The sequence below is a fragment of the Thalassospira sp. MBR-102 genome (genome assembly GCF_040549275.1).
In the GTDB taxonomy this organism is placed as follows: domain Bacteria; phylum Pseudomonadota; class Alphaproteobacteria; order Rhodospirillales; family Thalassospiraceae; genus Thalassospira; species Thalassospira xiamenensis.
In genome coordinates this window covers 14,619-38,247 of sequence record NZ_JBEPTC010000008.1, presented here as the reverse complement: position 1 = coordinate 38,247, position 23,629 = coordinate 14,619, and the positions used below count along the sequence as shown (strand labels likewise).

Sequence of the window (23,629 nt, the reverse complement as noted above, 5' to 3'; positions counted from 1 at the left end):
TCAACGCGCAATCTATCATGAATGCCGGTATTGAACAGCCTTCCGACCGGGTATTTTTTGTGCGCTTGCAAAGTCGCTTTTTGACAAGGATCATCACCTGCCTGTAATCTCGGGCGTTACGGTGATACCTCGAATAACCGCGATGGGAGAGCCCGCTTTGATCCCGCGATCAGATCGGCGCCGAAGGAGCAATAGCCCCGAAAACTCTCAGGCAGATGGACCGTTGCGGATTGAGGCTCTGGAGAGAGAAAGCGGTACGGGGCCAATGCCCGGCACCATATTTCCACCGAAGGATGAAGCCATGGCGTCAAAGACTTCTTTGTTTTTGGCAACAGGGCGCACAATCTCAGGTCAAGGGACAGAGGGGGCAAGACACCGGTTCTATAACGTCATGTGGCATTGATCCGCATGACAAAGAGCCGTGGGAGGCCCATTTGACCGAAGAAAATAAGCAGCGTCCGCAAGACGTTAATCTTTCCGTTGTCGATCTTTATACCATCGGCATCGGCCCATCGAGTTCGCATACGGTCGGCCCGATGCGCGCGGGCTATCGGTTCTGTCTGGAACTCGAAGCCCGGAATCTTTTGGAAAAAATCGGCTCGGTAATTGTCGATCTTTACGGATCGCTTGCCCTGACCGGCAAGGGCCATGCCACCGATACCGCGGTGATCATGGGGCTTTCGGGGGAACGACCGCGTTCGGTTGATCCCGACCGGATCGCACCGACAATGGATGCGATTGATAAAGATCACGCATTACAGCTTTACGGCGCGTATCCGGTTGCCTTCAACCGGGATACCAACCTTGTTTTCCATATGACCGAAAGCCTGCCCGAACACCCCAACGGCATGCGGATCACCGCCTTTGACCGTGACGGTGTTGTTTTGCACAAACAGGAATATTTTTCGGTTGGGGGTGGGTTTATCGTCTCGGGCGATGATCGCGGGGCGGAATATTCCGGCGATAATATCACACTGCCTTATCCTTTTTCCTCGGCCGATGAACTGATGGCGATCTGTAAAAAGGAAAAGCTGTCGATTGCCGAAGTCATGGCCGAAAACGAAAAAAGCTGGCGTGAACCTGCCGAGACCGAGGAATTTGTCGACCGCGTGCATCGCGCGATGATGGATTGTATTGAGCGTGGCTGCAAAACCGATGGCATCCTGCCCGGCGGGCTGAATGTCAAACGGCGTGCGCGCAAACTTTACCTTGAACTGACGGAACGGCCAGAAGCGGGGCTTAAGGACCCGTTGACCGTGATCGACTGGGTCAATCTTTATGCCCTTGCGGTTAACGAAGAAAATGCTGCCGGTTCGCGCGTCGTGACCGCCCCGACCAACGGGGCGGCGGGTGTTATTCCCGCCGTGCTGCGCTATTACGAACGGTTCGGGGCCAATGTGACACAGGGGAAAATACGCGAATTCCTGTTAACGGCGGCGGCCATTGGTTCGATCTATAAAAAGCGTGCGTCGATTTCTGCCGCCGAAGTCGGTTGCCAGGGGGAGGTCGGTGTGGCCTGCTCAATGGCGGCAGGCGCGCTTTGTGCCGTCATGGGCGGTACCCCCGAACAGGTTGAAAACGCCGCCGAAATTGGCATGGAACACAACCTTGGCCTGACCTGTGATCCGATTGGCGGTCTGGTACAGGTACCCTGCATCGAACGCAACACCATGGGGGCGGTCAAGGCGATCAATGCTGCCCGTCTGGCAATGCGCGGTGATGGTCAGCATACCGTGTCACTCGATAAGGTAATCGAAACCATGCGCCAGACCGGCATTGATATGCAAAGCAAATACAAGGAAACCAGCCAGGGCGGGCTGGCGGTCAATGTCAACGTGGTCGAATGTTGAGCTGACAGTTTGAAATACCGACCAAACACCCTCGAAGCCGCCGTTTCGGGGGTGTTTTTCATCCGGCCCGATTCTTGCCACCTTGCGCCTGCAATCTGATATCATTGAGAAATCAAAAACGGGGCAAAGACCTCGAACAGGTTGGGCAAAGCATGAAAAAGAAACTGTTCCGCATCTATATCGCGGTCAGTCTGGATGGCTATATCGCGCGCGCCAATGGTGCTGTTGACTGGCTTGATCAATTCGATCCGGCCGAGTTCGATTTCGAGGGCTTTCTGGGCACCGTGGGAACACTGATCATCGGGCGAAAAACCTTTGATCAGGTGATGGAATTTGGTGACTGGCCCTATGAAGATCGCCGCACGATTGTCCTGACATCGCGCGATTTGCCCGATAACCGCCCGGCCAATACAGAGGCCTATGGCGGTAGTCTTGTGGAACTGGCAAGCCAGCTTCGCGATGACAGGTCCGATACCGGCGATATCTGGATCGTCGGTGGGGCCAGTGTTGTGACCCAATTCCTGTTTGGCGGCCTTGTCGATCAGCTTGAAATGTTCATCATCCCCGAAATTCTGGGAGATGGCATCCGGCTGTTTGGCCGGGATGCTGTGGGCACGACACCGAAACTGGTGGCATCGGAGCACTACAAGTCCGGTGTCGTGCGCATGCAGTATGATTTGCGTTAAAGCCGGTTACTTAAGCGTTTCCAGTTTTTCGGCAATCTTTGATGAAAGTTCGCGTAGGGCATTAACAGCACTGCTTTGCCAGTCGCTGTCGAGGACCATCTGCATCTTTTCCTGATAGCTGTCGGTGACTGTAACCGGTTCGCCCTTGTTCAGTTCGTTGCCCTTCAACGTCACTTCGGACTTATTATGCACCGTGACCTGCCAGAAACCGGGTTCGAACCATGACCAGAACTTAATCAGGTCGGCATCGACGGCGTCGGCGCTGTCATATTCGGCGTCCCCCGGTTCAAGAACACGGTATCCGGCCTGTTTGAAGCCGTTGGAGATTGCCTTGTTGACGGCATCGGCAACAGTTTTGCCTTCGGGCAGCAAAACATCCCCCAGTGCCATTCCATAGGTGTTGCGTTTGCGGGCATAGGCACGCGATGTAAAGGTGACATCATCAATCTCGTCATTCGACAGCGACGGGATATCCGGTGTTGATGGATCAATCTCGAATTGGCGTTTGTCTTCGACCGAAACGATTTTAACGGCCGGCCCAGTCGCCGGGTTCTCAATTTTGGCCGGTTCCTGAATTTCGACAACGCTACGCGAAGCTGCGCACGCGCCGGTCAGCATTGCCAAACCGATAACGGCGGCAATCTTTAAGTATCTGTTTTGCATCGTTAATTCCCCTACTCAAACAGATAGAGAAATACCCATGGACAAAATTTGAAACAACTTATCCAAGAGTGGGGGAACCAATGCTTTTGGTGACTTTGGGGATTATTCCCGGTGATATGGATGGTTGGTCTGGATGGCATGGGCGCGGAAAAGCTGCTCGGCAATCAGGGCGCGCACCAGCATATGGGGCCAAGTCGCCTTGCCAAGTGACCAAAGCGTATTGGCGCGTGTTTTGATAGCGTCCCCATGGCCGTCGGCCCCGCCAATGGCAAAGGCGATATTTCCGGCATATTGATCGATCCAGCCTTCAAGCTTTGCAGCAAAATCGATGGAGCCATATTCGCGGCCATGCTCGTCAAGTGCGATCAAAAAGGCATTTTCGGGGATGACGCCCAGTAAAAGCTCCGCCTCGCGGTCTTTAAGCTGATTGGGGGGCAGCTTTTTCTTCTCTTCGACTTCTCGCACGGCAAAGGGCCAGCGCAGGCGGGTTGCGTAATGGTCAAAAAGATCTTTCTCGGGGCCGTTTTTCATTCGGCCCACCGCAGCAAGGGTAATTTGCATCTTTCCGATCTGGCTCCGCCCGCATGGGGACCACCGATGGCCAATCCCCGCGGTGGTCAGGGCAAACCGGGGCGGACTGTATTAATACAGTCGCGCCGCCTGCTGTTTAAGCGCCGGATTTTCAACGCCCCACATCTGTTCTATGTTGTAGAAAGCGCGAACTTCCGGGCGGAACAGATGGACGATGACATCGCCGGCATCAACCAGAACCCAGTCGCCCTGTTCCTTGCCTTCGGCCTGGGCACGGCCCTGACCTGCTTCTTTCAGCTTTTCGACAATATGCTCTGCCATCGACGCCACCCGTCTGGAGGATGACCCGGTTGCAATGATCATATGATCGGCAAGGGAGGTTTTATCGATCAGATTAATGGTGACAAGGTCTTCGGCCTTGTCATCTTCTAGCGTGCTCTGGATAAGGGCAAGAAGCTCGCCCGGGGTCAGAGTCTTTTTTGCGGTACCTATGGTCGCCACCTCAATTTACGCAAGAGAGCCCGATCCGTTTCGGATCCGGGGAACTCCCGCCGGTCAAACCTGCCATCTGCCTTCGGCGCGGATTGCGGTCGAAGAAGCCGGATGGCGCTTTATTGGCAGGTAAACCCAGGCCGGAACATCGAGATCGGCCAGCAAACCCGCCCTGTCCGATGGGATGCGCCAGCGTTCCATACGCTTGGCTGCCGTCCCGGACAATGCCTTGTTAGAATACCCCTCGCGGTCAAGAACCGCAATGGGAGCGCGCAAAATCAACCTGTCCCACCATTTCCATTTATGAAACTGGGCCAGATTGTCCGCCCCCATCAGCCATACGAACCGCGTTCGGGTAAAACGACGCTGCAAGGCTGCGAGAGTGTCGGCCGTATAACGGGTTCCCAGTTCTGATTCAATTGCAGAAACAACAATGCGGGGATGCTTTGCCATCATCAGCGCCGAATCGAACCGGTCGGCAAGGTCGGCCATACCCTGGGCGGGCTTGAGCGGGTTTTGCGGCGACACCAGCCACCAGACTGCATCAAGTTGCAGGGTTTTCAAGGCTTCCAGCGATATATGCAGATGCCCTTCATGCGCCGGGTTAAACGACCCGCCCAGCAATCCGACGCGGGGCGGGGCACTATGACTTCTGGGCGTCGAAAAACTCATGGGCGGGTCTGGCCGGTGCCGCGCACGATGTATTTATAGCTGGTCAGCTGTTCGACTCCGACCGGGCCGCGTGCATGCAGCTTGCCCGTCGAAATGCCAATCTCGGCCCCCATGCCAAATTCGCCGCCATCAGCAAACTGTGTCGATGCATTGACGATCACGATGCCGGAATCAACACCATTGAGGAACGTCGCGGTCGCATCGGTATCCTCGGCCAAAATGGCGTCGGTGTGATGCGATCCATATGTGTTGATATGGTTGACCGCTTCTTCGACGCCATTGATGACCTTGATCGACACAATGGCATCAAGATATTCGGTGATCCAATCATCGTCCGTGGCAGGCAGGATGCGGGTGTCTGCCTTTTGCGCGCTGGCATCGCCACGCATTTCACATCCCTTGTCGGCAAGGGCAGCGGCAATTTTCGGCAACAGATCATCGGCAACCACCTGATCAATCAGGATGGTTTCGGTCGCACCGCAAATGCCGGTCCGGCGCATCTTGGCATTCACCACGATATCGACGACTTTGGTCACATCCGCACTGGCATGGACATAGGTATGGCAAAGCCCTTCCAGATGCTTGAACAGGGGAATCCGGCTTTCATCGGTAATGCGCGATATCAGCGACTTGCCGCCGCGCGGGACGATGACGTCGATGTAATCGGACAGTTTCAGCATCTCGCCAACGGCGGCGCGATCCGTCACCGGGATCATCTGAAGCGCATGTTCGGGCAAACCGGCATCGAGAATACCGGCAAGCATGCAGTCAAAAATCGCGCGGGATGAATGGAAGCTTTCCGAACCACCGCGCAGGATGGCGGCATTGCCCGATTTGATGCACATGGCACCGGCATCGGCCGTCACATTCGGGCGGCTTTCATAAATGATGCCGATCACGCCAAGCGGCACAGACACGCGCGCGATATCGAGCCCGTTGCGTTCGGGGCTCCAGCGGGCAAGTTCGCGACCAACCGGATCGGGAAGGTCGGCAACTGCTTCGACCCCGGACGCCATGCTTTCGATGCGTGCAGGGTCAAGCGCAAGACGATCAAGCAATGCTGGCGTCAGGCCCTTTGCACGGCCTGCTTCCATGTCGCGTGCATTGGCGGCCAGAATGATATCGGCATTTTCGCGGAGTTTCCGGGCGGCGGCCTTAAGGGCAGCGGTTTTTGGTTCGGACGGGACCTGTGCCAGTTTCAGCGAAGCTTCACGGGCATTGATGCCCATGTCGTGCATCAGTGCTGCGATGTCCTGGGTTTCGATGCTGGCAAGTGCCGTCATGGTCCTGGTTCCGTTCCTTGAAGATGTCCCGCAGGCCGGAATTCCCGGGGCGGGCTTATCGCAATTTTATCGACAATTTGACAAAATATCCCTCTGACCGCGTAACTGCAATCATCTAGGAACGATAAATCAATGTTTTGCGAACTATTCCGTAGACGGCAAGACATGCTTTCTTGTCCGACTTGCTTGCCAAATCGTTGATTACGGGCCATCTGTTGTTTTGGGAAAGCGGGACGTCAATCGGAAAGCCGGGGCTGTGTCGGACACGTCACATGGTACCCACCAGGGGATAAAAACTTGAAAAATATGGGTGATAACCAGCCATCAGCCCGCGCTGAATTTGGTGTTGTTAAAACTTTTCTGCCGTATCTTTGGCCGCGTGGCGAGTTCGAGCTCAAGGTCCGTGTGGTTATCGCCCTGCTGTTTCTGGTCGGGGCGAAGGTCGCCAACGTTTATGTCCCGGTTTTGTATAAATACGCCGTCGATGCGCTTGACGGCGGTGGCAAGGCCGGTGCTTCGTCCGGTGGTGCCGATGCGACATCCCTGATTGTTGTGCCGGTGGGGATGATTGTCGCCTATGGGCTGGTGCGGGTTTTATCCTCGGCCTTCGGGGAATTGCGCGATGCCGTCTTTGCCAAGGTCGCGCAACGTGCCATCCGGACATCCGCCCTTGGCGTTTTTGAACATTTACATGCCCTGTCGCTTCGGTTCCATCTGGATCGTCAGATGGGCGGGCTTTCTCGCGCCATTGAACGCGGGGTCAAGGGGATTGAATTCCTTCTGTCCTTCATGCTGTTCAACATTCTGCCGACCCTGCTTGAAATCTTCATGGTGTCGGGCATTCTGTGGGTGCTTTATGATTTCTGGTTCGCGCTGATCACGTTTGTCACCATCGTGATCTATATCGCGTTCACCCTGATCGTGACCGAATGGCGCATGAAGTTCCGCCGCGAAATGAACCAGCGCGATGACGAAGCCAACACCAAGGCCATCGACAGTCTGATCAATTATGAAACGGTCAAGTATTTCAATAACGAGGATCACGAATCCCGGCGTTACGACAATGCCTTGCGCGGTTACGAAACGGCGGCGGTGAAGTCGCAGGAATCCCTGTCCAAGCTCAATATCGGGCAGGGTGCCATCATTGCGGTTGGTCTGGTTCTGAACATGCTTCTGGCGGCCAAGGGTGTTCAGGATGGCAACATGACCATTGGCGACTTTGTGCTGGTGAATACCTATTTGTTGCAGCTTTACATGCCGCTGAACTTCCTTGGTTTTGTCTATCGGCAGATCAAGCAGTCGCTGACCGACATGGAACGCATGTTTTCGTTACTCGACGTCGAAAAAGAAGTCGAAGACAAGGCCGGGGCACCTGCGTTGGTTTGTGCGGATGCGGCAATCCGGTTCGATGATGTCAAATTCGCCTATAACCCGGATCGTCAGATTCTGAAGGGTGTCAGTTTCGAAGTTCCGGCGGGCAAAACCGTTGCTGTTGTCGGGCCAAGCGGGGCGGGCAAATCGACCCTGACCCGCCTGATGTTCCGTTTCTATGACGTCTCAAGCGGTCGGATCACGATTGACGGGCAGGATATCCGCGATGTGTCGCAGACATCCCTGCGTCGTTCGATCGGTATCGTGCCGCAGGATACAGTCCTGTTTAACGATACGATTGCCTATAACATCGCTTATGGTCGCCCCGGAGCGGAAGAGGCGGAAATCACCAATGCCGCCAAACTCGCCAGCATCGATGGCTTCATCGCCGCCCTGCCACAGGGCTTTAAAACCATGGTCGGCGAACGCGGGCTTAAACTTTCCGGTGGGGAAAAACAGCGTGTATCGATTGCGCGCATGTTGCTGAAACGCCCGAAAGTCATGATCTTTGACGAGGCGACATCGGCCCTTGATACCCGTACCGAAAAGGATATCCAGCAGGCGCTTCGCGATGTGTCACGCGGGCATACGACGCTTGTGATCGCGCACCGGCTTTCGACCGTGATTGATGCCGATGAAATCATCGTGCTGCGCGACGGGCAGGTCGCCGAACGCGGCCGCCATCAGGACCTTCTGGCACAGGACGGGCTTTATGCCGAAATGTGGGCCCAGCAGCAGGAAATTCGCGAGGCCGAAGAAATCCTTGCCCATGCCGGGGATGTCAAGGCATAGGTCCGAAAACCTGCGTGGTGTCAAGCAGCCAAAGGGCGGTTGATATGGTGATGAAGGATAGTGACGTTGCGATCATAAGCGATGCGGCACAGAGTCCTTCATGGCCATAACGTTGTCCAAAGACCGCATAGATGCTCAGCATCGGCGAACAGGCAAAACTGACCGCGGCAATTTGCAGGACCGGCTCCATCGGCGGCATCAGCCAGACAAGGGAAAATACGATCAGCGGATGCAGGATCAGTTTGCCAGTAACGATCCGCGCCATATCAACGCGCATACCCCGGATTTTAAGCCCGACAAGACCCGCTCCGATCACAAACAGCGCCACCGGTCCCGATGACATTGCCAGCATGTCGATGGCTTTCAGGGCCGGGGCGGGCAGTTCAATCCCGGTCAGCGAAAGACAAAGGCCTGCAAAAATCGCGATGATGATAGGTGTTTTGCACAGGTTTTTTAATGCCTTGCCAAGAACCTGAAGCCGTCCCTGTCCGTTATTGTTCGCACTGTCGCCCAGCACAAGAACCAGCGGCATCATCACCAGCGTTTCGATCATCACGCACAGTGTTAATGCTATCGCTGCCGGTGGCCCCAGCACCTGAAGCGCGATCGGATAGCCGATAAATCCGCTGTTGGAGAATGACATGCCCAAACCCTGCAGGGTCGCATTGGCAAAGGATTTCCGGGCGATAAAGCGCGTATAGGCAATCCCGATTGTCAGAATGATTAACGAGCCGCCGCCATAGGCAATCAGAAATTCGCCGTGAATGATGTCGGCAATCGGCCGCCCTGAAAGCGTTTTGACCAGAAGGGCCGGTAGGGCAAAATTCATCACGAACGCCCCCATGCCGCGCGCCACATCCTGCGCGATGATATTTTGCCTGACCGCTACATAACCCAGTGCGATAATCAGGAAGATGGGGCTGGTGATCGCCAGAATATCAAGCATATTGGGGCATATTCCGAAACCGGCGCGGATGATCTGATCGACAGACCGCGGTTGTGCCAAAAATATTTGATTTTATTACATATCCCGTGCAATGCCGGGCGGGTCAAGAAATGGAATGGATTTATCAATGAACCAGACCGGAATGGATTGGCCCGAAAGCCTGATGCCCAATGCCTTTCGCGGTCTTGATTTGTTGCGATCCGTTTCCGTGCGTGGTCAAAAGGCGGCCGGTCTGATTTCAGGACATGGTGTCTGGGATGGGCTTGCCGGGTTTGATCCGATTGTCGCCGGAACTTTTCCGATCAATCTTGATATTGATGGATCGGATATCGACATTCTTTGCCATTGCCCGGATTTTGATGGTTTCAAAGCCCATGTACAGGCTGTCTTTGGTCATCATGATGATTTTGGGTTGCATCGCCGCCCGGCAACGCAACATGTCGCGCAGGCCATTGTCGTGCGGTTTGTTTTGGATGATTTGCCGGTCGAAATTTTTGCCACCGGCACGCCATCGCAATGCCAGTTCGGCTTCCGCCATATGCTGGTCGAGGCACGGTTGATACATCTTCTGGGGTCGCAGCTTTCCGAAGAAATCCGGAAAATGAAACGGGCCGGTTTCAAAACAGAACCTGCCTTCGCCATCCTTCTTGAGCTGGGCGCCGATCCCTATCTCGTGCTGAACGAAATGTATGATCTGGGGCCGCTTGCATTAAAAAGCAGGGTGGGGCGGTTCATCCTTTAAGGTCATCAATGATGCCATGGCTGTCCAGCGCGTGATAGCGGACCGTATCGCGCCCGCTTTGTTTCGCGCGATATAGCGCGGCATCGGCAATTTCGAAGATGGCCTTGCGGTTGTCGTTGCTGCAACCTGCCGCAATCCATGTGGCCCCGATGGAAATAGTCACGCCAAGGGTTTTGCCCTCGCTGGTGTTGATCGGCGTATTGCGCAGGATATTGCAAAGTTTTTCAGCAATTTTCGGGGTCGTTTCGCGCGTGATACCGGGAATGACACAGACAAATTCCTCGCCGCCGACACGTGCAATGATGTCATTTTCGCGCAAATGATTTTTGAGCATTCCGGCAATGCTGATGATGACCTCATCGCCAATCAGATGTCCGTGCGTGTCATTGACGCATTTGAAATGATCGATATCACATAACAAAATCCCGCAGGGTTCGGTCAATGGCACGCCTTCTGGGGCGAGTTCTCGATCAAGTATTTCATCAAGCCCGCGCCGGTTCCAAAGCCCTGTCATCGGATCAATCATGCTTTGACGAACCGCTTCATCAAGGCTTTGCATCAACCGTTTCTGGCTGAATTGTGCAAACCGCAGCAACAGAACCATATCGACCAGATAGGCAAGGTCCTTGAGGTTATAGATATCGCGCTGGCTCATTTCGCGCGGTTTGTCGTCAAAAATGCAAAGTGTCCCGACCGGTTGTCCTTCGTGATGATGCACTGGCATCCCGGCGTAAAAAATCACTGGCGTATCGCAGATCACCAACGGATTGTCGGAAAAACGGGGATCGATCCGGGCATCCTTGATCACCATCGGCTCGGTCTGGGTGATCGCATGCCCGCAGAACGAAATATCGCGGCGGCTTTCCAGCTTTTCGAAATTGGCCCGGGATTTGAAAATCTGTCGGTCATGATCGATTACCGTCATCGTGGCCGATTTGACGTCAAAGATCCGTTTGGCAAGTGACGTGATTCGGTCAAGTTCGGGTTCGGCATCAAAAGTTGCGATACGCATGCGCGTGATGATGCCCTGACGTTCGGCTTCGTTATGCGGTATTGGTGCAAGTTCCATCCTGATCCCCGACCATGCTGCTGCCTTTTAAGTGGGAAGCCGACAGGGGATTTCCAGATGGGCCAGTCCCGAGTAACCAGGATAATCAGTCAACAATAACCGTATCGCCCACCCGGATCGCACCGGGTTCAATCGCACGGCATGTAACCCCGCCCCGCCAGTCCGGTGTCAGGGCCTTTTCAAGGCCCGGTGCTGCGGCTTCCATCCGGTTGCACGGATCGGTTTCGCCGGTGATTTCAAGGACCAGTTCACCTATCCGGATGCGCGTACCGGGCGTTTGCGGCAATTTCACACCTCGTACCAGCAGATTGGCGCGCCGCGTGGTCCAGGGCAAATCCATACGGTCAATTTCGCCGCAGGCCGCCAACCAGTCTTCCTCAGTCATGACCGTGATCTGGCGTTTGCGTAGCTTGCCGCGATAATCGCCATCAACCCCAAAATCAAGACTGACAGAAACACCATCAAGCGTTTCCATCGGCGCACGTGAACGTGCCTTACGCGCGATACCAATCAGGGTGGCGGTCATGACAATCTCCGTCTTTGATCCGATTAACGTGGGGGAATGACGTCTTCGCCGATCAGGTCTTCCATTGGCCCGATACAACCCAGCGACCGGCAAAGTTTTCCGGCACAAGAATGGTCTGGCGAGGCGTCGCGCTGTCATCACGTTCCGGATAATCGGTGGTGTAATGCAGGCCGCGGCTTTCATGGCGCCAAAGGGCCGACTGGATGATCAGCTTGGCAACCACCGAAAGGTTACGCAATTCAAGCAGGTCATTGGTCACACGGAAATTGCCGTAATATTCGTCAATCTCCGACAGCAACAGATCAATGCGATGCTGCGCGCGTTGCAGACGTTTGGTCGTGCGCACGATGCCGACAAAGTCCCACATCACGTTGCGCAACTGTTCCCAGTTATGGGCGACAATGACTTCCTCGTCGGAATCGGTGATCCCGGTTTCGTCCCAGTCCGGCAGGTCCTTGAACCGGTCATCAACCGGGAGTGCTTCGACAATGTCGCGTGCTGCGGCCTCGCCAAATACCAGGCATTCCAGAAGCGAGTTCGACGCCAGCCGGTTCGCCCCGTGAAGGCCCGTGCCCGCGCATTCACCAATCGCATAAAGCCCGGTCAGATCGGTGCGCCCGCGAAGATCGGTCAAAACCCCGCCGCATGTATAATGTGCTGCCGGAACAACCGGGATCGGCTGTTTGGTCATGTCGATGCCGTACGACAGGCAGGTTTCATGGATGGTCGGGAAATGCTCCCGGATGAAATCCTCGCCCTTGTGCGTGATATCAAGGTACACGCAATCCGCACCCAGCCGTTTCATTTCATGGTCAATCGCGCGCGCAACAATATCGCGCGGGGCCAGTTCGCCGCGTTCGTCAAACCGGTCCATGAAACGCGTGCCATCGGCCAGCAGCAATTTGCCGCCTTCGCCGCGCACGGCCTCGGTAATCAGGAATGATTTGGCCTGCGGATGATACAGGCAGGTCGGGTGAAACTGGCTGAATTCCATATTCATCACCCGGCAACCCGCACGCCATGCCATGGCAATGCCATCGCCCGTCGATCCGTCCGGGTTGGACGTAAACCGGTACACCTTGCTGGCCCCCCCGGTGGCAAGCACCACGGTACGCGCATTGAACGACCGGACCTTGCCCGTTGTCAGATCAAGCGCATAGGCCCCGATGCACCGGCGGCCTTCACCGCCAAGCTTACGGTCGGTCACCAGATCAATCGCAAGGTAATTTTCGAAAATCCTGATGTTCGGATGTTTGGCAGCCTCACCCTGCAAGGTGGTCTGCACCGCCCGCCCGGTGGCATCGGCGGCATGAACGATGCGGCGATGGCTGTGTCCGCCTTCGCGCGTCAGGTGAAACGGCTGGTCATTGCCGCCTTCCGGGTCACGGGTCAGTTGAATGCCAAGTTCATCAAGCCATTTGATGGCATTGGGCGCATTGCGTGCGACAAATTCAACAGTGTCGCGTTTGCACAATCCGGCACCGGCAATCAGCGTGTCTTCGACGTGGCTTTCGATGCTGTCTGCGGCATCAAGCACGGCGGCAATTCCGCCCTGTGCCCAGTTGGTCGAACCGTCATCGATCTTGCCCTTCGACAGGACGGCAACCTTGACATGCGGAGCAAGCTTGAGTGCGGTGGACAAACCGGCAGCGCCACTGCCGATGACAAGCACATCATAATGGAAGGACAGATCGGTCATGATATCCCATCGCTTGTGAAGCAAGGCGACGGATGGCATCTGGCGCGGTGGCGTCATCATCCGGGGCCCGAACAGAAGCGGCAGAATAGGACTGCTTTGGGCGAAGCTCAAACATTATCGTCGCAATATTGCCCGCAATAACATCGATATTGCCACAAGCCATGCTTGCATGATGCCCGAATTGGTCCAGATACTGTTTAACAAGACAGCATCTGTAACCAGGCTGCGTTCCGCCTGCCCGATCAGAAGAGGAAGGTTTGATGAGCACATCGACACCAGCGCTAAGCACGATGACCGGCGGTTGCCATTGCGGCGAAGTTCGTTATGAAGTGCGCGGCAAACTGCATGACGCCAAAATGTGCCATTGTGGCCTGTGCCGCAAACTGCACGGTCATGTCAGTTCCTATGCCCGGGTGGAAAAGGATGCACTGCATCTAACCCGTGACGAAGGATTGCGCTGGTATCGCCTTTCTGATCAAAGCGACCGGGGCTTTTGCAAGGAATGCGGATCATCGCTGTTCTGGCGTCCCGTCCGGTCGCAGGAAGTCGCAATCACCCCTGGCACGCTTGACGGCGCATCAGGCATATCGACATCCGCCCAGATGTTTTGCAATGACAAGGGCGATTATTACCCGATTGATGCGGCTATCCCCGCCTATGACGGGGATGATCAGGACTGATTGACTTGCAATCAGTCCTGATCTGTAACACCGGGGACCTTCATCCAGGTCAGTTCGTGCTTGTTGTTGTATAGATGCACGACCTTTGACCCGGGAATATCGGCAAACTGGGTAATGGCGGCGTAATCTGTGTCGCCCTGCAGCTTGATGGTGCAGATGAAATTGGTTGCCATACCTGCATCCATCCACTGATTGACCAGTTGGAACAGCCGGTCCGGATAGCAGATCACGTCCGAACACAGCCAGTCGATGTAACCGATTTCATCGGGGTTCAGGCCGAACGCGCTTTCCTGCCGGAAATCAACACGCGGCAGGGTGGCGATTTTCGGATCAAGACGGGCCTTGTCGATGCTGATCACATCGGTGCCGAATTCATGCAAAACCCATGTCCATCCGCCGGGGCTGCCGCCCAGATCCATCGTGCGGTCGCCAACTTCGGGCCCAACACCAAGGCGGGTGAAGGCTTCCCAAAGTTTCAGATAGGCGCGGTTGGGCGGGGTGGTCTTGTCTTCTTCAAACTCGACCTCGCCATTTTTCCACGGGCTGGAACAATCCATCGATGCGATGATCGTATCGGGATCGATCAATGTCCACGATCCCAGCGGGGCGGTCGGGGCCGGCTCGCCAAAGACCTGCCGTTTGGCCGATACATGCGGCAAGTTGGCTTCGATCAGTTTCGCGCGCGAAAAATGATCAAACTTGAACATGGCCCAGTTACGTTGATTGAATTTCAGGATTTTGGCCGCACCCTTGATCGACGGGATCGCCATTCGGACCGGATTGCGCCAGACATTCTGCGCCCAGAAGACACGGCGTTCCGGGCCGGGTGCGAACATCAGCCGGTCATGGCTTTCGATCACGTCACCAAGTTCGGCGCGCAGCTGATCTTCAAAGCCGACAGGGGCCAGATAGCCGGTCGCATCCATCGGCTCGATGACCGCATCAATGCCATCGGGGATGTCAAAAGTCCGGGTGGTGTATGTCTGATCGTTTTTCATGGGCCGCTTTTACGCTGATTTCGCCCAATAAAAAAGCGGGAAAGCCGCATAACAGCTTTCCCGCAATGTCAGATGATCCAGCGAGAGATCAGAATTTGTCTGCCTGCACCAGACCGTCGATCAGAAGCACCTTGGTGGCATCCCCATTGATGCCGAAATCGTTGTCATTGATCAGGGCCAGTGCACCGTCGCCCATAACCGCAAGACCTTCGATCTTGGTCGGGGCCATCGGGTAATCGGCACTGTCAAAACGAAGCGTTTTGACAACTGCCTTCAGGTCAAACTTCGACAGGTCGTTTTCCTGTTCAAGCGACGGGCTGGTCGACATATCGTCCCAGCGCGATGCCAGAATGTTTGATGCACCATCCAGTTTGACTTCATGCAGCTTGGTGGTGCCATCGGTCCGTTCCAGAACCAGCAGGCGGTCATCGCCAAGTGCCATTACTTCGGAAATGCGCGGTGCGTTCTGTTTGTCGGACGGATCGTTGCGGAAGGTCTGCGGATCATCCAGCTGATAGATATATTCGCCGGCAAGTTCGCCCTTCATGCGGTCATACACGAACAGGCGGGTGTTCTTTGCCTTTTTGTAGGCATCTGCATTCGGGTTGGCCAGCGGGTTCTGAACCATGAAATACAGTTTGCTTTCATCGGGCGATACGGCCATCGATTCAATGCCGCGGTTGGTCTGGCGGGTCACAAGGATTGCCGGAAGACCGCCGGTGATCTTATAGGCCGCACCTTCGAAATCCTTTTCCGAACCGGCTGGAACGATACGTTCATTGACCGTACCGTCGGCGGCAACATGCAGGATCGACGGACCGTTTTCTTCACCGATCCAGTACGAACCATCCGACAGGCGAATGATGCCTTCGGCGTCAATTGCCGACACCGACTGTGCCAGTTCCTTGCCATTGGCATCGACCGGCTTTTCGGTTTTGGCAACCGATAGCTTGTTGGTCAAACCGGTCAGGGGCACGCCATTCTGGTCCTTAAGCGCGATAACGTCCTTGACGTCAAAGCTGCCGTTATCGTTCAGGAAAATGGTATAGATCGACGGCGAATAATCCGGCGTCGGATAGACGCGCACCTTACGGCCCTGACAAACGACGTCTTCGGAGACGCCAAGAACGTCCTGCACATCACCGCAAACAAAGTTCGGACCACGGTCGGAAACGGCATAGAACATATTGGACGGATCACCCGGACGGCGATAGGCCCCCGAACCGAACCCAACCGTCAGGTCGCGTGCCTTGCCGCCATCCACCATGACGGTCGACAGATTGTTTATCGCACTTTTGGTTTCGAAAACCTTGACGTCACCCGCCATTGCCGTTGTCGCAAGAAGAATGGCCGCAATACCGGCAAAACCGGCTGCAATCGTCCGTTTCATGGTGTGATCCCCCACATCGTGTAATGCATACGAAGAAATGCCCGAACCCGGTTATGCATCGGTTCAGGCGTAAGTGATGAGGATCACATTAGAATTTTACTGTGACAGTTTGTTTGCGGTTACGGGTCGTTTCCGTGAAACAACAGAAAGTCGTAACCTCTCGCCGTAAAGCAGCGGGCTGTTTACCAGAAATCCTCGCGCCGGACGGTAAATGTTTCCGCGACACTGACATATTCGTGATAGCCCAGACGTGCCAGCGGCTCGAACAGGGTGACATCGACCATGCCGTCACGGATGATTGCATCATCAATATGCAGACCGACCACCGTTCCGATCACCATCGCGTTTTTGCTTTGCGGGGTGGGGCCGGGCAGATCGACAATCTGGAACACCTTGCATTCCATATGGATTGGCACCCCCTTGATCCGATGGGCGGCGACCGTTTGACCCGGTTCCTTTTCTAGACCGGCATAATCAAATTCGTCCTGTTCGGGCGGAAGCGGTGCCGAACAGAAATTGATTTCGCGCAGCATCGCGCGTGGGGCGACGGCGGCAATAAATTCACCGGTTTCACGCGCATTGTTCAGACTGTCAATTGAGCCGCCAGATGCAAACATGACCATCGGCGGATTGCCGCAGACTGCATTGAAAAACGAATAGGGGGCCAGATTGGCGCGTCCCTGTTTATCGACCGTCGAAATCCAGCCAATCGGGCGTGGGGCGACACAGGCCTTGAACGGATCATGTGGCAGGTTATGTGGCGTTTTGCCCGGTTCGTAAAACATGGTGGTTCTCGATAATGTGCGTTGACCAACATCATATGGGGTGTAACGGCGAATGGATCACGTGACGAAATCGTTTCACGTGTGCGATTTGCTATTTCCCCGGGGCATAATCATCGCCGCGCACCGTTTCCGGTCGTTCCGAAAGATGCAGGCGGGTTTGCTGTAACGGGGTTTCGGCGATGATGTTGCCGCGCCTGATGACATAAAGCCGGTTGGCGCGAAGCCGGATGGCTTCGATCGTATCGCGGGCCTGTAACACGACGAAATCGGCATTGTTGCCAACCGCAATCCCGTATCCTTCAAGCCCCATGATTTTTGCCGGTTCGGTTGTCACCGCGTCAAAACAGGCCCGGATATCATCGCGTGACGTCATCTGTGCGACATGAAGCCCCATCGATGCGACTTCAAGCATATCGCCCGATCCCATCGAATACCATGGGTCCATCACGCAATCATGGCCAAACGCCACGGTCAGCCCCGCCTTGCGCAACTCCGGCACGCGCGTCATGCCGCGACGCTTGGGATAGGTATCGTGACGACCCTGAAGGGTGATATTGATCAATGGGTTGGCAATCACGCTGACCTCGGCCTCGGTCATCAGGGCGATCAGCTTCGATACGTAATAATTATCCATCGAATGCATCGATGTCAGATGCGATCCGGCCACCTGTCCCTGAAGGCCAAGGCGCTGCGTTTCATAAGCCAGCATTTCGATATGACGCGATAGCGGGTCATCGGTTTCATCGCAATGCATATCAACCCGGAGGCCGCGTTTGGCCGCCATTTCGCAAAGTTCGGTAATGCTTTGCGCGCCGTCTGCCATGGTGCGTTCGAAATGCGGGATGCCGCCGACAACATCGACCCCTTTATCCAGTGCGCGAATGACATTCTGCTTTGCTGTCGGGCTGCGCAGATAGCCATCCTGGGGAAACGCCACCAGTTGCAGGTCGATATAGGGTGCGACCTGTTTTTTGACCTCAAGCAACGCATCGACCGCAAGCAGACGGTCATCGCAGACATCAACATGCGTTCGGATGGCAAGCAGGCCCTTCGATACGGCCAGATCGCAGTAACGAAGTGCGCGTTCAATCACCGCCTCGATGGTCAAAATCGGCTTAAGTTCGCCCCAAAGCGCAATGCCTTCCAGCAGAGTGCCCGACTCATTCATCCTTGGCAGTCCCAGCGACAGCGTCGCATCCATGTGGAAATGGCTATCGACGAAGGGCGGGCTGACCAGCAGCCTGTCACAATCGATTTCCTCGCCCGCCAAGATTGGTAATTTCGGCCCGATTTCGATGATCTTGCCATTCTTGCAGGCGATATCAACACCGGTGCGGCCATCAGGCAGATTGGCATTTTTAAGGATCAGATCGGCTTGCATGGCGGCGTCCTTCGGTAATGGGATATTTTAATCATCAGGCTATTTGTTTCGGGTCGAAAATCAACGCTGTCCCTTGAACCACGGCACCAGCAATGCCTTGGGATAATCGGCCTTGCGCGCCACAATGATCAGGGCGGCAATCGATAGCAGATAGGGCATCATCAGGAAAACCTGCGATGGCAGAAACGCGCCAACTTCGGTTTGCAGGCGGACCTGAAACGCATCAAACGCACCAAAAAGCAACGCGCCCAGCAATGCCTTGCCCGGTCGCCAGCTTGCAAACACCGTAAGCGCAATGCAAACCCAGCCACGGCCATTGATCATGCCAAAGAAAAACGCATCAAACGCCGACATGGTCAGAAACGCGCCGCCCAACGCCATCAGACTCGATCCGGCAACCACGGCCCCGATGCGTAGCGCATAAACCGATAACCCTTGCGCCTCGACCGAGGACGGATTATCGCCAACCGCCCGGATCGCAAGGCCAAGCGGGGTGCGATACAAGACCCAGCCGGTGACAAACACCATGACAAGCGCCAGCATTGTAAGAGCCGTTTGCGAAAACAGCGCCGGGCCGATAAACGGCAAATCCGACAGGATCGGAATATCAAGCGGCTGGAACGGAATGATCCGCGGCGGTGACGACACATCGGGCAATGCCGTGCGATAGGTAAAATACGACAGGCTGGTCGCCAGCAGCGTCACCCCGATCCCCGACACATGCTGCGACAGGCCAAGCGGCACGGTCAGGATCGCGTGGATCAGGCCGAAAAACCCACCGGCCAGGGCGGCAACCAGAACGCCGCCCCACAATCCGGCACCCAGCCAGACCGCCATCCATCCGGCCATCGCCCCGGCTGTAAAAATCCCCTCGATGCCAAGGTTAAGAACTCCGGCGCGCTCACAAATCAGCGCGCCGAGCACCCCGAAAATCAGCGGGGTGGCAATGCGAAGCGCTGCGGCCCAGAAATTTGCGGTCAAAAGGATGTCGATGATTTCCATTTTCTTTCCCCTTAACCTGCTGATTTCTGGCGTTCAAAATGGACCTTGAACCGGGTCAGAAACCCGCCAATCAGAACGCATAACAACGACATCGCGACAATCAGATCGGCCAGATAACTTGAAACGCCGATTGCGCGGCTCATGGAATCAGCACCGACAAAAACCGATGCCACAAACACGGCGGATATGATCACGCCAACCGGTGAAAGGCGGGCCAGCATTGCAACCACGATCCCCGCATAGCCATAACCCGGCGACAGATCGGTCGCCAGATATCCACGGGTTCCCGCGACTTCGGAAACACCGGCAAGTCCGGCCAAACCACCCGACAGCATCGCGACCAGTACCATGGTTTTGGTTACCGAAATTCCGGAAAATCTGGCTGCGGCGGCATTTTCACCGACCGCACGAATTTCAAATCCCCAGACGGTGCGTTTAACGAAAATCGCCAGCGCCACGGCACAGATCAGCGCGATCACCAATCCAAGATGCACCCGCATCCGTTCGATCAGCGGCGGCAGGACGGCGCTATCGATTACCGGTTCGGACTGTGGCCAACCCATCGACATCGGGTCTTTTAGCGCACCTTCCAGCATCATCTGCACAAACAGAATGACGATGAAGTTCAGAAGCAGAGTGGTGACAACCTCGTCCACCCCTAACCGCGTTTTCAAAAGCGTCGGGCCGATCAGCATTACCGCCCCGGCGAGCGCCCCGGCAATCAGCACCACCGGGATCATGATATAGCTTGGCCCGTCAATCACGCCCGATCCGATGGTAACGGCGGCCATGGCCCCCATATAAAGCTGTCCCTCGGCCCCGATATTCCAAAGTTTGGCCCGAAACGCGATTGCGGCCGCCAATCCGGTCAGGATCAGCGGGGTGGCACGCGTCAGCATTTCCGAAATCGAAAACATCGATCCAAACGCGCCGCTTATCATCAGGCCATAGGCGTTTATGATCGGTGCTCCGGCAAGGGCAAGCGGGATCGCTGCCAGAAGAATGGCGATAGTTGCCGCCATGACGGGGACGCCATAAACCATGATTGTGGATGGATTGGTGCGGGGTTCAAACCGGATCACGCCGGGTCTCCTGATTTTGGGGCATTTTCATCGGTTTTTGCGCTGGCCTTTGTGCTGGGCTCAAATTTACCGGACCCGAAATCGGCATCGCTTTTTTTCTGTCCGGCCATCATCAGGCCAAGCTCTGATCGGTCAATATCGTTTGCCGCAAACGCAGCCGATACATGACCGGCATGGATCACCGCAATCTGATCGGACAAGGTCAGCAATTCATCGAGATCCTCGGATATCAGAACCACCGCTGCCCCGCCTTCGCGCGCCTCAAGAAGCCGTCTATGGACTTCTGATTGCGCACCCACGTCAAGCCCGCGGGATGGCTGGTTGGCAAGGATCAGTTTTGGTGATTTTTCAAGAACACGCGCAAGGATAAGTTTTTGAATATTCCCGCCAGATAGCAGACGTGCGGGAGCATCCGGACCGGGGCAGCGCACATCGTAATCGGCGATTGCATGTTCGGCGCGTTTTCGGATTGCCTCGAAATCAAGGAAGCCGAATTTCTGATAATCACGGGATCGGACATCTTCGATGGCGATGTTTTCCGCCACCGTCATCGACCCCACCATACCATCATGATGGCGGTCTTCGGGGATACGCGCGATGCCGATCTGGGCAAACTTGTGAGCATCGAATTTGGTAACTTTTTCACCAAAAATCTCGACCGAGCCACCATCGGGACGATCCAGCCCGGCAATCAGTTGCGCCAACGCCGCCTGCCCGTTACCCGATACCCCTGCAATGCCAAGAATTTCGCCCTCACGCGCCAGAAGGTTCACCCCATGCAGCGACCGCCTGGCATCGCCACGATCAATCGTGACATCCCGAAGCTCGATGACCGGCTTGCCCGGTGCACGTTCGCTTCGGCGGCTTAAGGGAACATCGCGGCCAACCATCAGCTCGGCAATCGAACGTCTGTCGGCCTGATCGGTTGCCATTTCGCCGACTTTTTTGCCGCCGCGCAGCACCGCGATGCGATGGGAAACCGCCAGAACCTCGGCCAGTTTATGGGCAATGATAATGACCGAAAGCCCGGTCGTGGCAAGCTTGCGAAGGATCGCAAAAAGGCTGTCTGCCTCCTGCGGCGTCAGAACCGCAGTTGGTTCATCCAGCACCAGCAAACGGGCATCGCGATAAAGAGCCTTGAGGATTTCAACGCGCTGCTTTTCGCCGACGGTCAGTTTATGAACCGGCTGATCCAGATCGACATTAAGACCCGATCCCGCCATCAGTTTTGACAGTTTGGCGCGTGCCTTGGTCCGGTCGCGGCGTAGGCGAAAAATCGGTTCTGTGCCAAGGACGATGTTATCAAGGCCGCTTAGATTTTCGGCCAGTGTGAAATGCTGATGAACCATGCCGATCCCGGCATCAAGGGCCGCCTGCGGTGCGCCGGGTTCAAGCGGGGCAAGGATACCATCCGCACCCGCGACCATCACGGTCCCCGTATCCGCAACATAATGACCAAACAGAATGTTCATCAGGGTGGTTTTGCCCGCACCGTTTTCGCCAAGCAGTGCAACGATTTCGCCCTTGTGGACGTCAAGGTCGATGGCGTCATTGGCGATCAGCGGGCCGAATTTCTTGGTGATTGCAGCCAGTTGCAGCAGCAATTGCGGGGACGTTTCCAAAGATGGGGTGGCAGCAGATGACATCCGGCTGATCCGTTAATTTTTATGTGTCACGCCTTGGGCCATATTGGCGTATCGAGTGCATGTCGGGATCGCCCCGAAAAACGAAAGGCAGTCCGATGTTTAAACCGGACTGCCTGCAAAGTGGAAGAAATCTTACATGGAAGATTTCGGTTCTTCGTCATTCACCTTGACGGTAAAGCTGCCATCCAGAATTTCTGCCTGTTTGGCGTCAACTTCGGCAACAGTACCTTCGGGCAGAAGGGCGCTATCAAGAACGACGGTGCCGCCGCCCGGTGCCATATAGCTGAGTTTGCCGTAATCTTCGGCCTTGAATTCACCAGCTTTGACCGCTGCAATCGCATGATCCACCGTCGGCTCCATGTGCCAAAGGGCCGAACCCAGAATGGTGCCCGGATAGTCTGCCGCGGTATCGATCACGTTGCCAACAGCCAGAACGCCGCGTTCCTTCGCGGCATCCGAAACGCCAAAGCGTTCGGCATACATGACATCCGCACCCTTATCGATCATCGCAAAGGCGGCTTCTTTGGCTTTGGGCGGATCGTACCAGCTGTTAATGAAGGTCACGGTAAATTCGACATCCGGATTGACCGATTTGGCACCTTCCATGAAGGCATTCATCAGGCGGTTGACTTCCGGAATGGCAAAACCGCCAACCATGCCGATTTTGTTCGATTTGGTCGCCTTGCCGGCTGCCATGCCAACAAGATAGCTTGGTTCATGGATATAGTTGTCAAAGACCGAGAAATTGTCGCCTTCGGGGCCGAAGCTTGAGCCCATCAGAAACGCGGTTTCGGGATAATCGGCGGCAACCTTGCGGGCCGCGCGTTCAACACCGAAAACTTCGCCCAGAATAAGGGCCGAGCCATTTTCGGCATATTCACGCATCACGCGTTCATAGTCGGTATTGGCGACGTTTTCGGAAAATTCATAGGTGATGTCGCCGCGTTCCTGAGCGGTATTCAGCGCCTTGTGGATACGCGAAACCCACTGCTGTTCGACCGGAACGGTGTAAATCGCCGAAACCTTGATCGGGTCGGCTGCCATTGCCGGTGCCGGTACGCCAAGGCCAAAAGATACCACCGCGGCTGCTGCGGCCATGGCCGATAGCATTGCGCGACGGGAAAGACGGAAAGTGCCAGACTTCATGATGTCCCCCTGCAGGTTATTGCCAATCTTGAAAATTCTATTTTTCTGCGTATTTGATATGCAGATTGTATACATGATCATAAGAAGGGCAAATGCAGAGTTGTCCAAACGGTCAAATTACCGTTTTCGGCTAAATTGCTGTAACGCAATTCACATCAGGATGTATTGAACTACGTGAATATACGGATGCGCGCGTT

General features: G+C 55.4%; 22 protein-coding genes and 2 riboswitches. Of the genes, 5 read left to right on the top strand and 17 right to left on the bottom strand.

Going from position 1 to position 23,629, the window contains the following annotated elements; all coding sequences use genetic code 11:
• Positions 1-133: 133 nt before the first annotated feature.
• Positions 134-233: riboswitch (glycine riboswitch) on the top strand.
• A 3-nt stretch (positions 234-236) separates the two neighbouring features.
• Positions 237-364, top strand: a riboswitch (glycine riboswitch).
• A gap of 70 nt (positions 365-434) precedes the next feature.
• Positions 435-1,850: an L-serine ammonia-lyase gene (locus tag ABIE64_RS14205; protein ID WP_354377760.1), complete on the top strand. Its 1,416-nt coding sequence runs from the start codon at positions 435-437 to the stop codon at positions 1,848-1,850.
• A gap of 152 nt (positions 1,851-2,002) precedes the next feature.
• The gene (locus ABIE64_RS14200) at positions 2,003-2,536 is read left to right on the top strand and encodes a dihydrofolate reductase family protein (protein ID WP_354377759.1); all 534 of its coding nucleotides are present in this window, start codon (positions 2,003-2,005) and stop codon (positions 2,534-2,536) included.
• A 6-nt stretch (positions 2,537-2,542) separates the two neighbouring features.
• Here the strand turns inward: ABIE64_RS14200 and ABIE64_RS14195 are convergent, their stop codons facing one another.
• The 5 genes from ABIE64_RS14195 to ABIE64_RS14175 all read right to left on the bottom strand — a co-directional run bounded on the left by ABIE64_RS14195 (position 2,543) and on the right by ABIE64_RS14175 (position 6,177).
• Entirely contained in the window at positions 2,543-3,199 is a 657-nt protein-coding gene (locus ABIE64_RS14195) for a hypothetical protein (protein WP_354377758.1), read from the bottom strand.
• Between the two features lie 102 nt (positions 3,200-3,301).
• Positions 3,302-3,760 (bottom strand): 23S rRNA (pseudouridine(1915)-N(3))-methyltransferase RlmH, encoded by a 459-nt coding sequence (gene rlmH, locus ABIE64_RS14190; protein WP_354377757.1) that lies wholly within the window; start codon positions 3,758-3,760, stop codon positions 3,302-3,304.
• Between the two features lie 81 nt (positions 3,761-3,841).
• Positions 3,842-4,231, bottom strand: a complete 390-nt coding sequence (gene rsfS, locus ABIE64_RS14185) for a ribosome silencing factor (RefSeq protein WP_007089093.1) — start codon at positions 4,229-4,231, stop codon at positions 3,842-3,844.
• A 54-nt stretch (positions 4,232-4,285) separates the two neighbouring features.
• The gene (locus ABIE64_RS14180; RefSeq protein WP_007089092.1) at positions 4,286-4,894 is read right to left on the bottom strand and encodes a nicotinate-nucleotide adenylyltransferase; all 609 of its coding nucleotides are present in this window, start codon (positions 4,892-4,894) and stop codon (positions 4,286-4,288) included.
• Positions 4,891-6,177, bottom strand: a complete 1,287-nt coding sequence (locus tag ABIE64_RS14175; RefSeq protein ID WP_037990525.1) for a glutamate-5-semialdehyde dehydrogenase — start codon at positions 6,175-6,177, stop codon at positions 4,891-4,893. The genes ABIE64_RS14180 and ABIE64_RS14175 overlap by 4 nt, the downstream gene beginning before the upstream one ends.
• 306 nt (positions 6,178-6,483) lie before the next feature.
• Here ABIE64_RS14175 and ABIE64_RS14170 point away from each other — a divergent pair, with 306 nt between their 5' ends.
• On the top strand, positions 6,484-8,340 hold the full coding sequence (locus ABIE64_RS14170) for an ABCB family ABC transporter ATP-binding protein/permease (RefSeq protein ID WP_354377846.1): 1,857 nt from the start codon (positions 6,484-6,486) through the stop codon (positions 8,338-8,340).
• On the opposite strand, the gene ABIE64_RS14165 is transcribed toward ABIE64_RS14170, so the two are convergent.
• The gene (locus ABIE64_RS14165) at positions 8,330-9,286 is read right to left on the bottom strand and encodes an AEC family transporter (RefSeq protein WP_071240859.1); all 957 of its coding nucleotides are present in this window, start codon (positions 9,284-9,286) and stop codon (positions 8,330-8,332) included. The two genes, ABIE64_RS14170 and ABIE64_RS14165, sit on opposite strands and share 11 nt — an antisense overlap.
• Before the next feature lie 127 nt (positions 9,287-9,413).
• On the opposite strand from ABIE64_RS14165, the gene ABIE64_RS14160 reads away from it, so the two are divergent.
• Positions 9,414-10,028 carry a DUF4269 domain-containing protein gene (locus ABIE64_RS14160; RefSeq protein ID WP_354377755.1) on the top strand — a complete coding sequence of 205 codons (615 nt, stop codon included), beginning with the start codon at positions 9,414-9,416 and terminating at the stop codon, positions 10,026-10,028.
• Here ABIE64_RS14160 and ABIE64_RS14155 read toward each other — a convergent pair.
• The 3 genes from ABIE64_RS14155 to nadB form a co-directional block, all read right to left on the bottom strand.
• Positions 10,018-11,097 (bottom strand): sensor domain-containing diguanylate cyclase, encoded by a 1,080-nt coding sequence (locus tag ABIE64_RS14155; RefSeq protein ID WP_354377754.1) that lies wholly within the window; start codon positions 11,095-11,097, stop codon positions 10,018-10,020. The genes ABIE64_RS14160 and ABIE64_RS14155 overlap by 11 nt on opposite strands.
• An 85-nt stretch (positions 11,098-11,182) precedes the next feature.
• The gene (locus ABIE64_RS14150) at positions 11,183-11,623 is read right to left on the bottom strand and encodes an MOSC domain-containing protein (protein ID WP_007089085.1); all 441 of its coding nucleotides are present in this window, start codon (positions 11,621-11,623) and stop codon (positions 11,183-11,185) included.
• 52 nt (positions 11,624-11,675) lie between these two features.
• Positions 11,676-13,322: an L-aspartate oxidase gene (gene nadB / locus ABIE64_RS14145; RefSeq protein ID WP_354377753.1), complete on the bottom strand. Its 1,647-nt coding sequence runs from the start codon at positions 13,320-13,322 to the stop codon at positions 11,676-11,678.
• A gap of 260 nt (positions 13,323-13,582) precedes the next feature.
• On the opposite strand from nadB, the gene ABIE64_RS14140 reads away from it, so the two are divergent.
• Complete coding sequence (locus tag ABIE64_RS14140; RefSeq protein ID WP_354377752.1) at positions 13,583-14,002, top strand: GFA family protein; 420 nt, start codon at positions 13,583-13,585, stop codon at positions 14,000-14,002.
• A gap of 11 nt (positions 14,003-14,013) precedes the next feature.
• Here the strand turns inward: ABIE64_RS14140 and ABIE64_RS14135 are convergent, their stop codons facing one another.
• From ABIE64_RS14135 to ABIE64_RS14100, 8 genes are all read right to left on the bottom strand, one after another.
• Entirely contained in the window at positions 14,014-15,000 is a 987-nt protein-coding gene (locus tag ABIE64_RS14135) for an SAM-dependent methyltransferase (RefSeq protein ID WP_007089082.1), read from the bottom strand.
• A gap of 88 nt (positions 15,001-15,088) precedes the next feature.
• Positions 15,089-16,390: an esterase-like activity of phytase family protein gene (locus ABIE64_RS14130; RefSeq protein WP_007089081.1), complete on the bottom strand. Its 1,302-nt coding sequence runs from the start codon at positions 16,388-16,390 to the stop codon at positions 15,089-15,091.
• 182 nt (positions 16,391-16,572) lie between these two features.
• Positions 16,573-17,175, bottom strand: a complete 603-nt coding sequence (locus ABIE64_RS14125; protein ID WP_354377751.1) for a flavin reductase family protein — start codon at positions 17,173-17,175, stop codon at positions 16,573-16,575.
• A 91-nt stretch (positions 17,176-17,266) separates the two neighbouring features.
• On the bottom strand, positions 17,267-18,556 hold the full coding sequence (locus ABIE64_RS14120) for an amidohydrolase family protein (protein ID WP_354377750.1): 1,290 nt from the start codon (positions 18,554-18,556) through the stop codon (positions 17,267-17,269).
• Positions 18,557-18,616: 60 nt separating this feature from the next.
• Complete coding sequence (locus ABIE64_RS14115) at positions 18,617-19,558, bottom strand: ABC transporter permease (RefSeq protein WP_037990534.1); 942 nt, start codon at positions 19,556-19,558, stop codon at positions 18,617-18,619.
• Positions 19,559-19,569: 11 nt separating this feature from the next.
• Positions 19,570-20,640, bottom strand: coding sequence for an ABC transporter permease (locus ABIE64_RS14110; protein WP_354377749.1), 1,071 nt, complete (start codon positions 20,638-20,640; stop codon positions 19,570-19,572).
• A complete protein-coding gene (locus tag ABIE64_RS14105; protein WP_354377748.1) occupies positions 20,637-22,286 on the bottom strand; it encodes an ABC transporter ATP-binding protein in 1,650 nt (549 codons plus the stop codon). Before ABIE64_RS14105 ends, ABIE64_RS14110 begins: the two co-directional genes overlap by 4 nt.
• A gap of 132 nt (positions 22,287-22,418) precedes the next feature.
• Entirely contained in the window at positions 22,419-23,432 is a 1,014-nt protein-coding gene (locus ABIE64_RS14100) for a BMP family protein (protein WP_037990713.1), read from the bottom strand.
• Between the last annotated feature and the right edge of the window lie 197 nt (positions 23,433-23,629).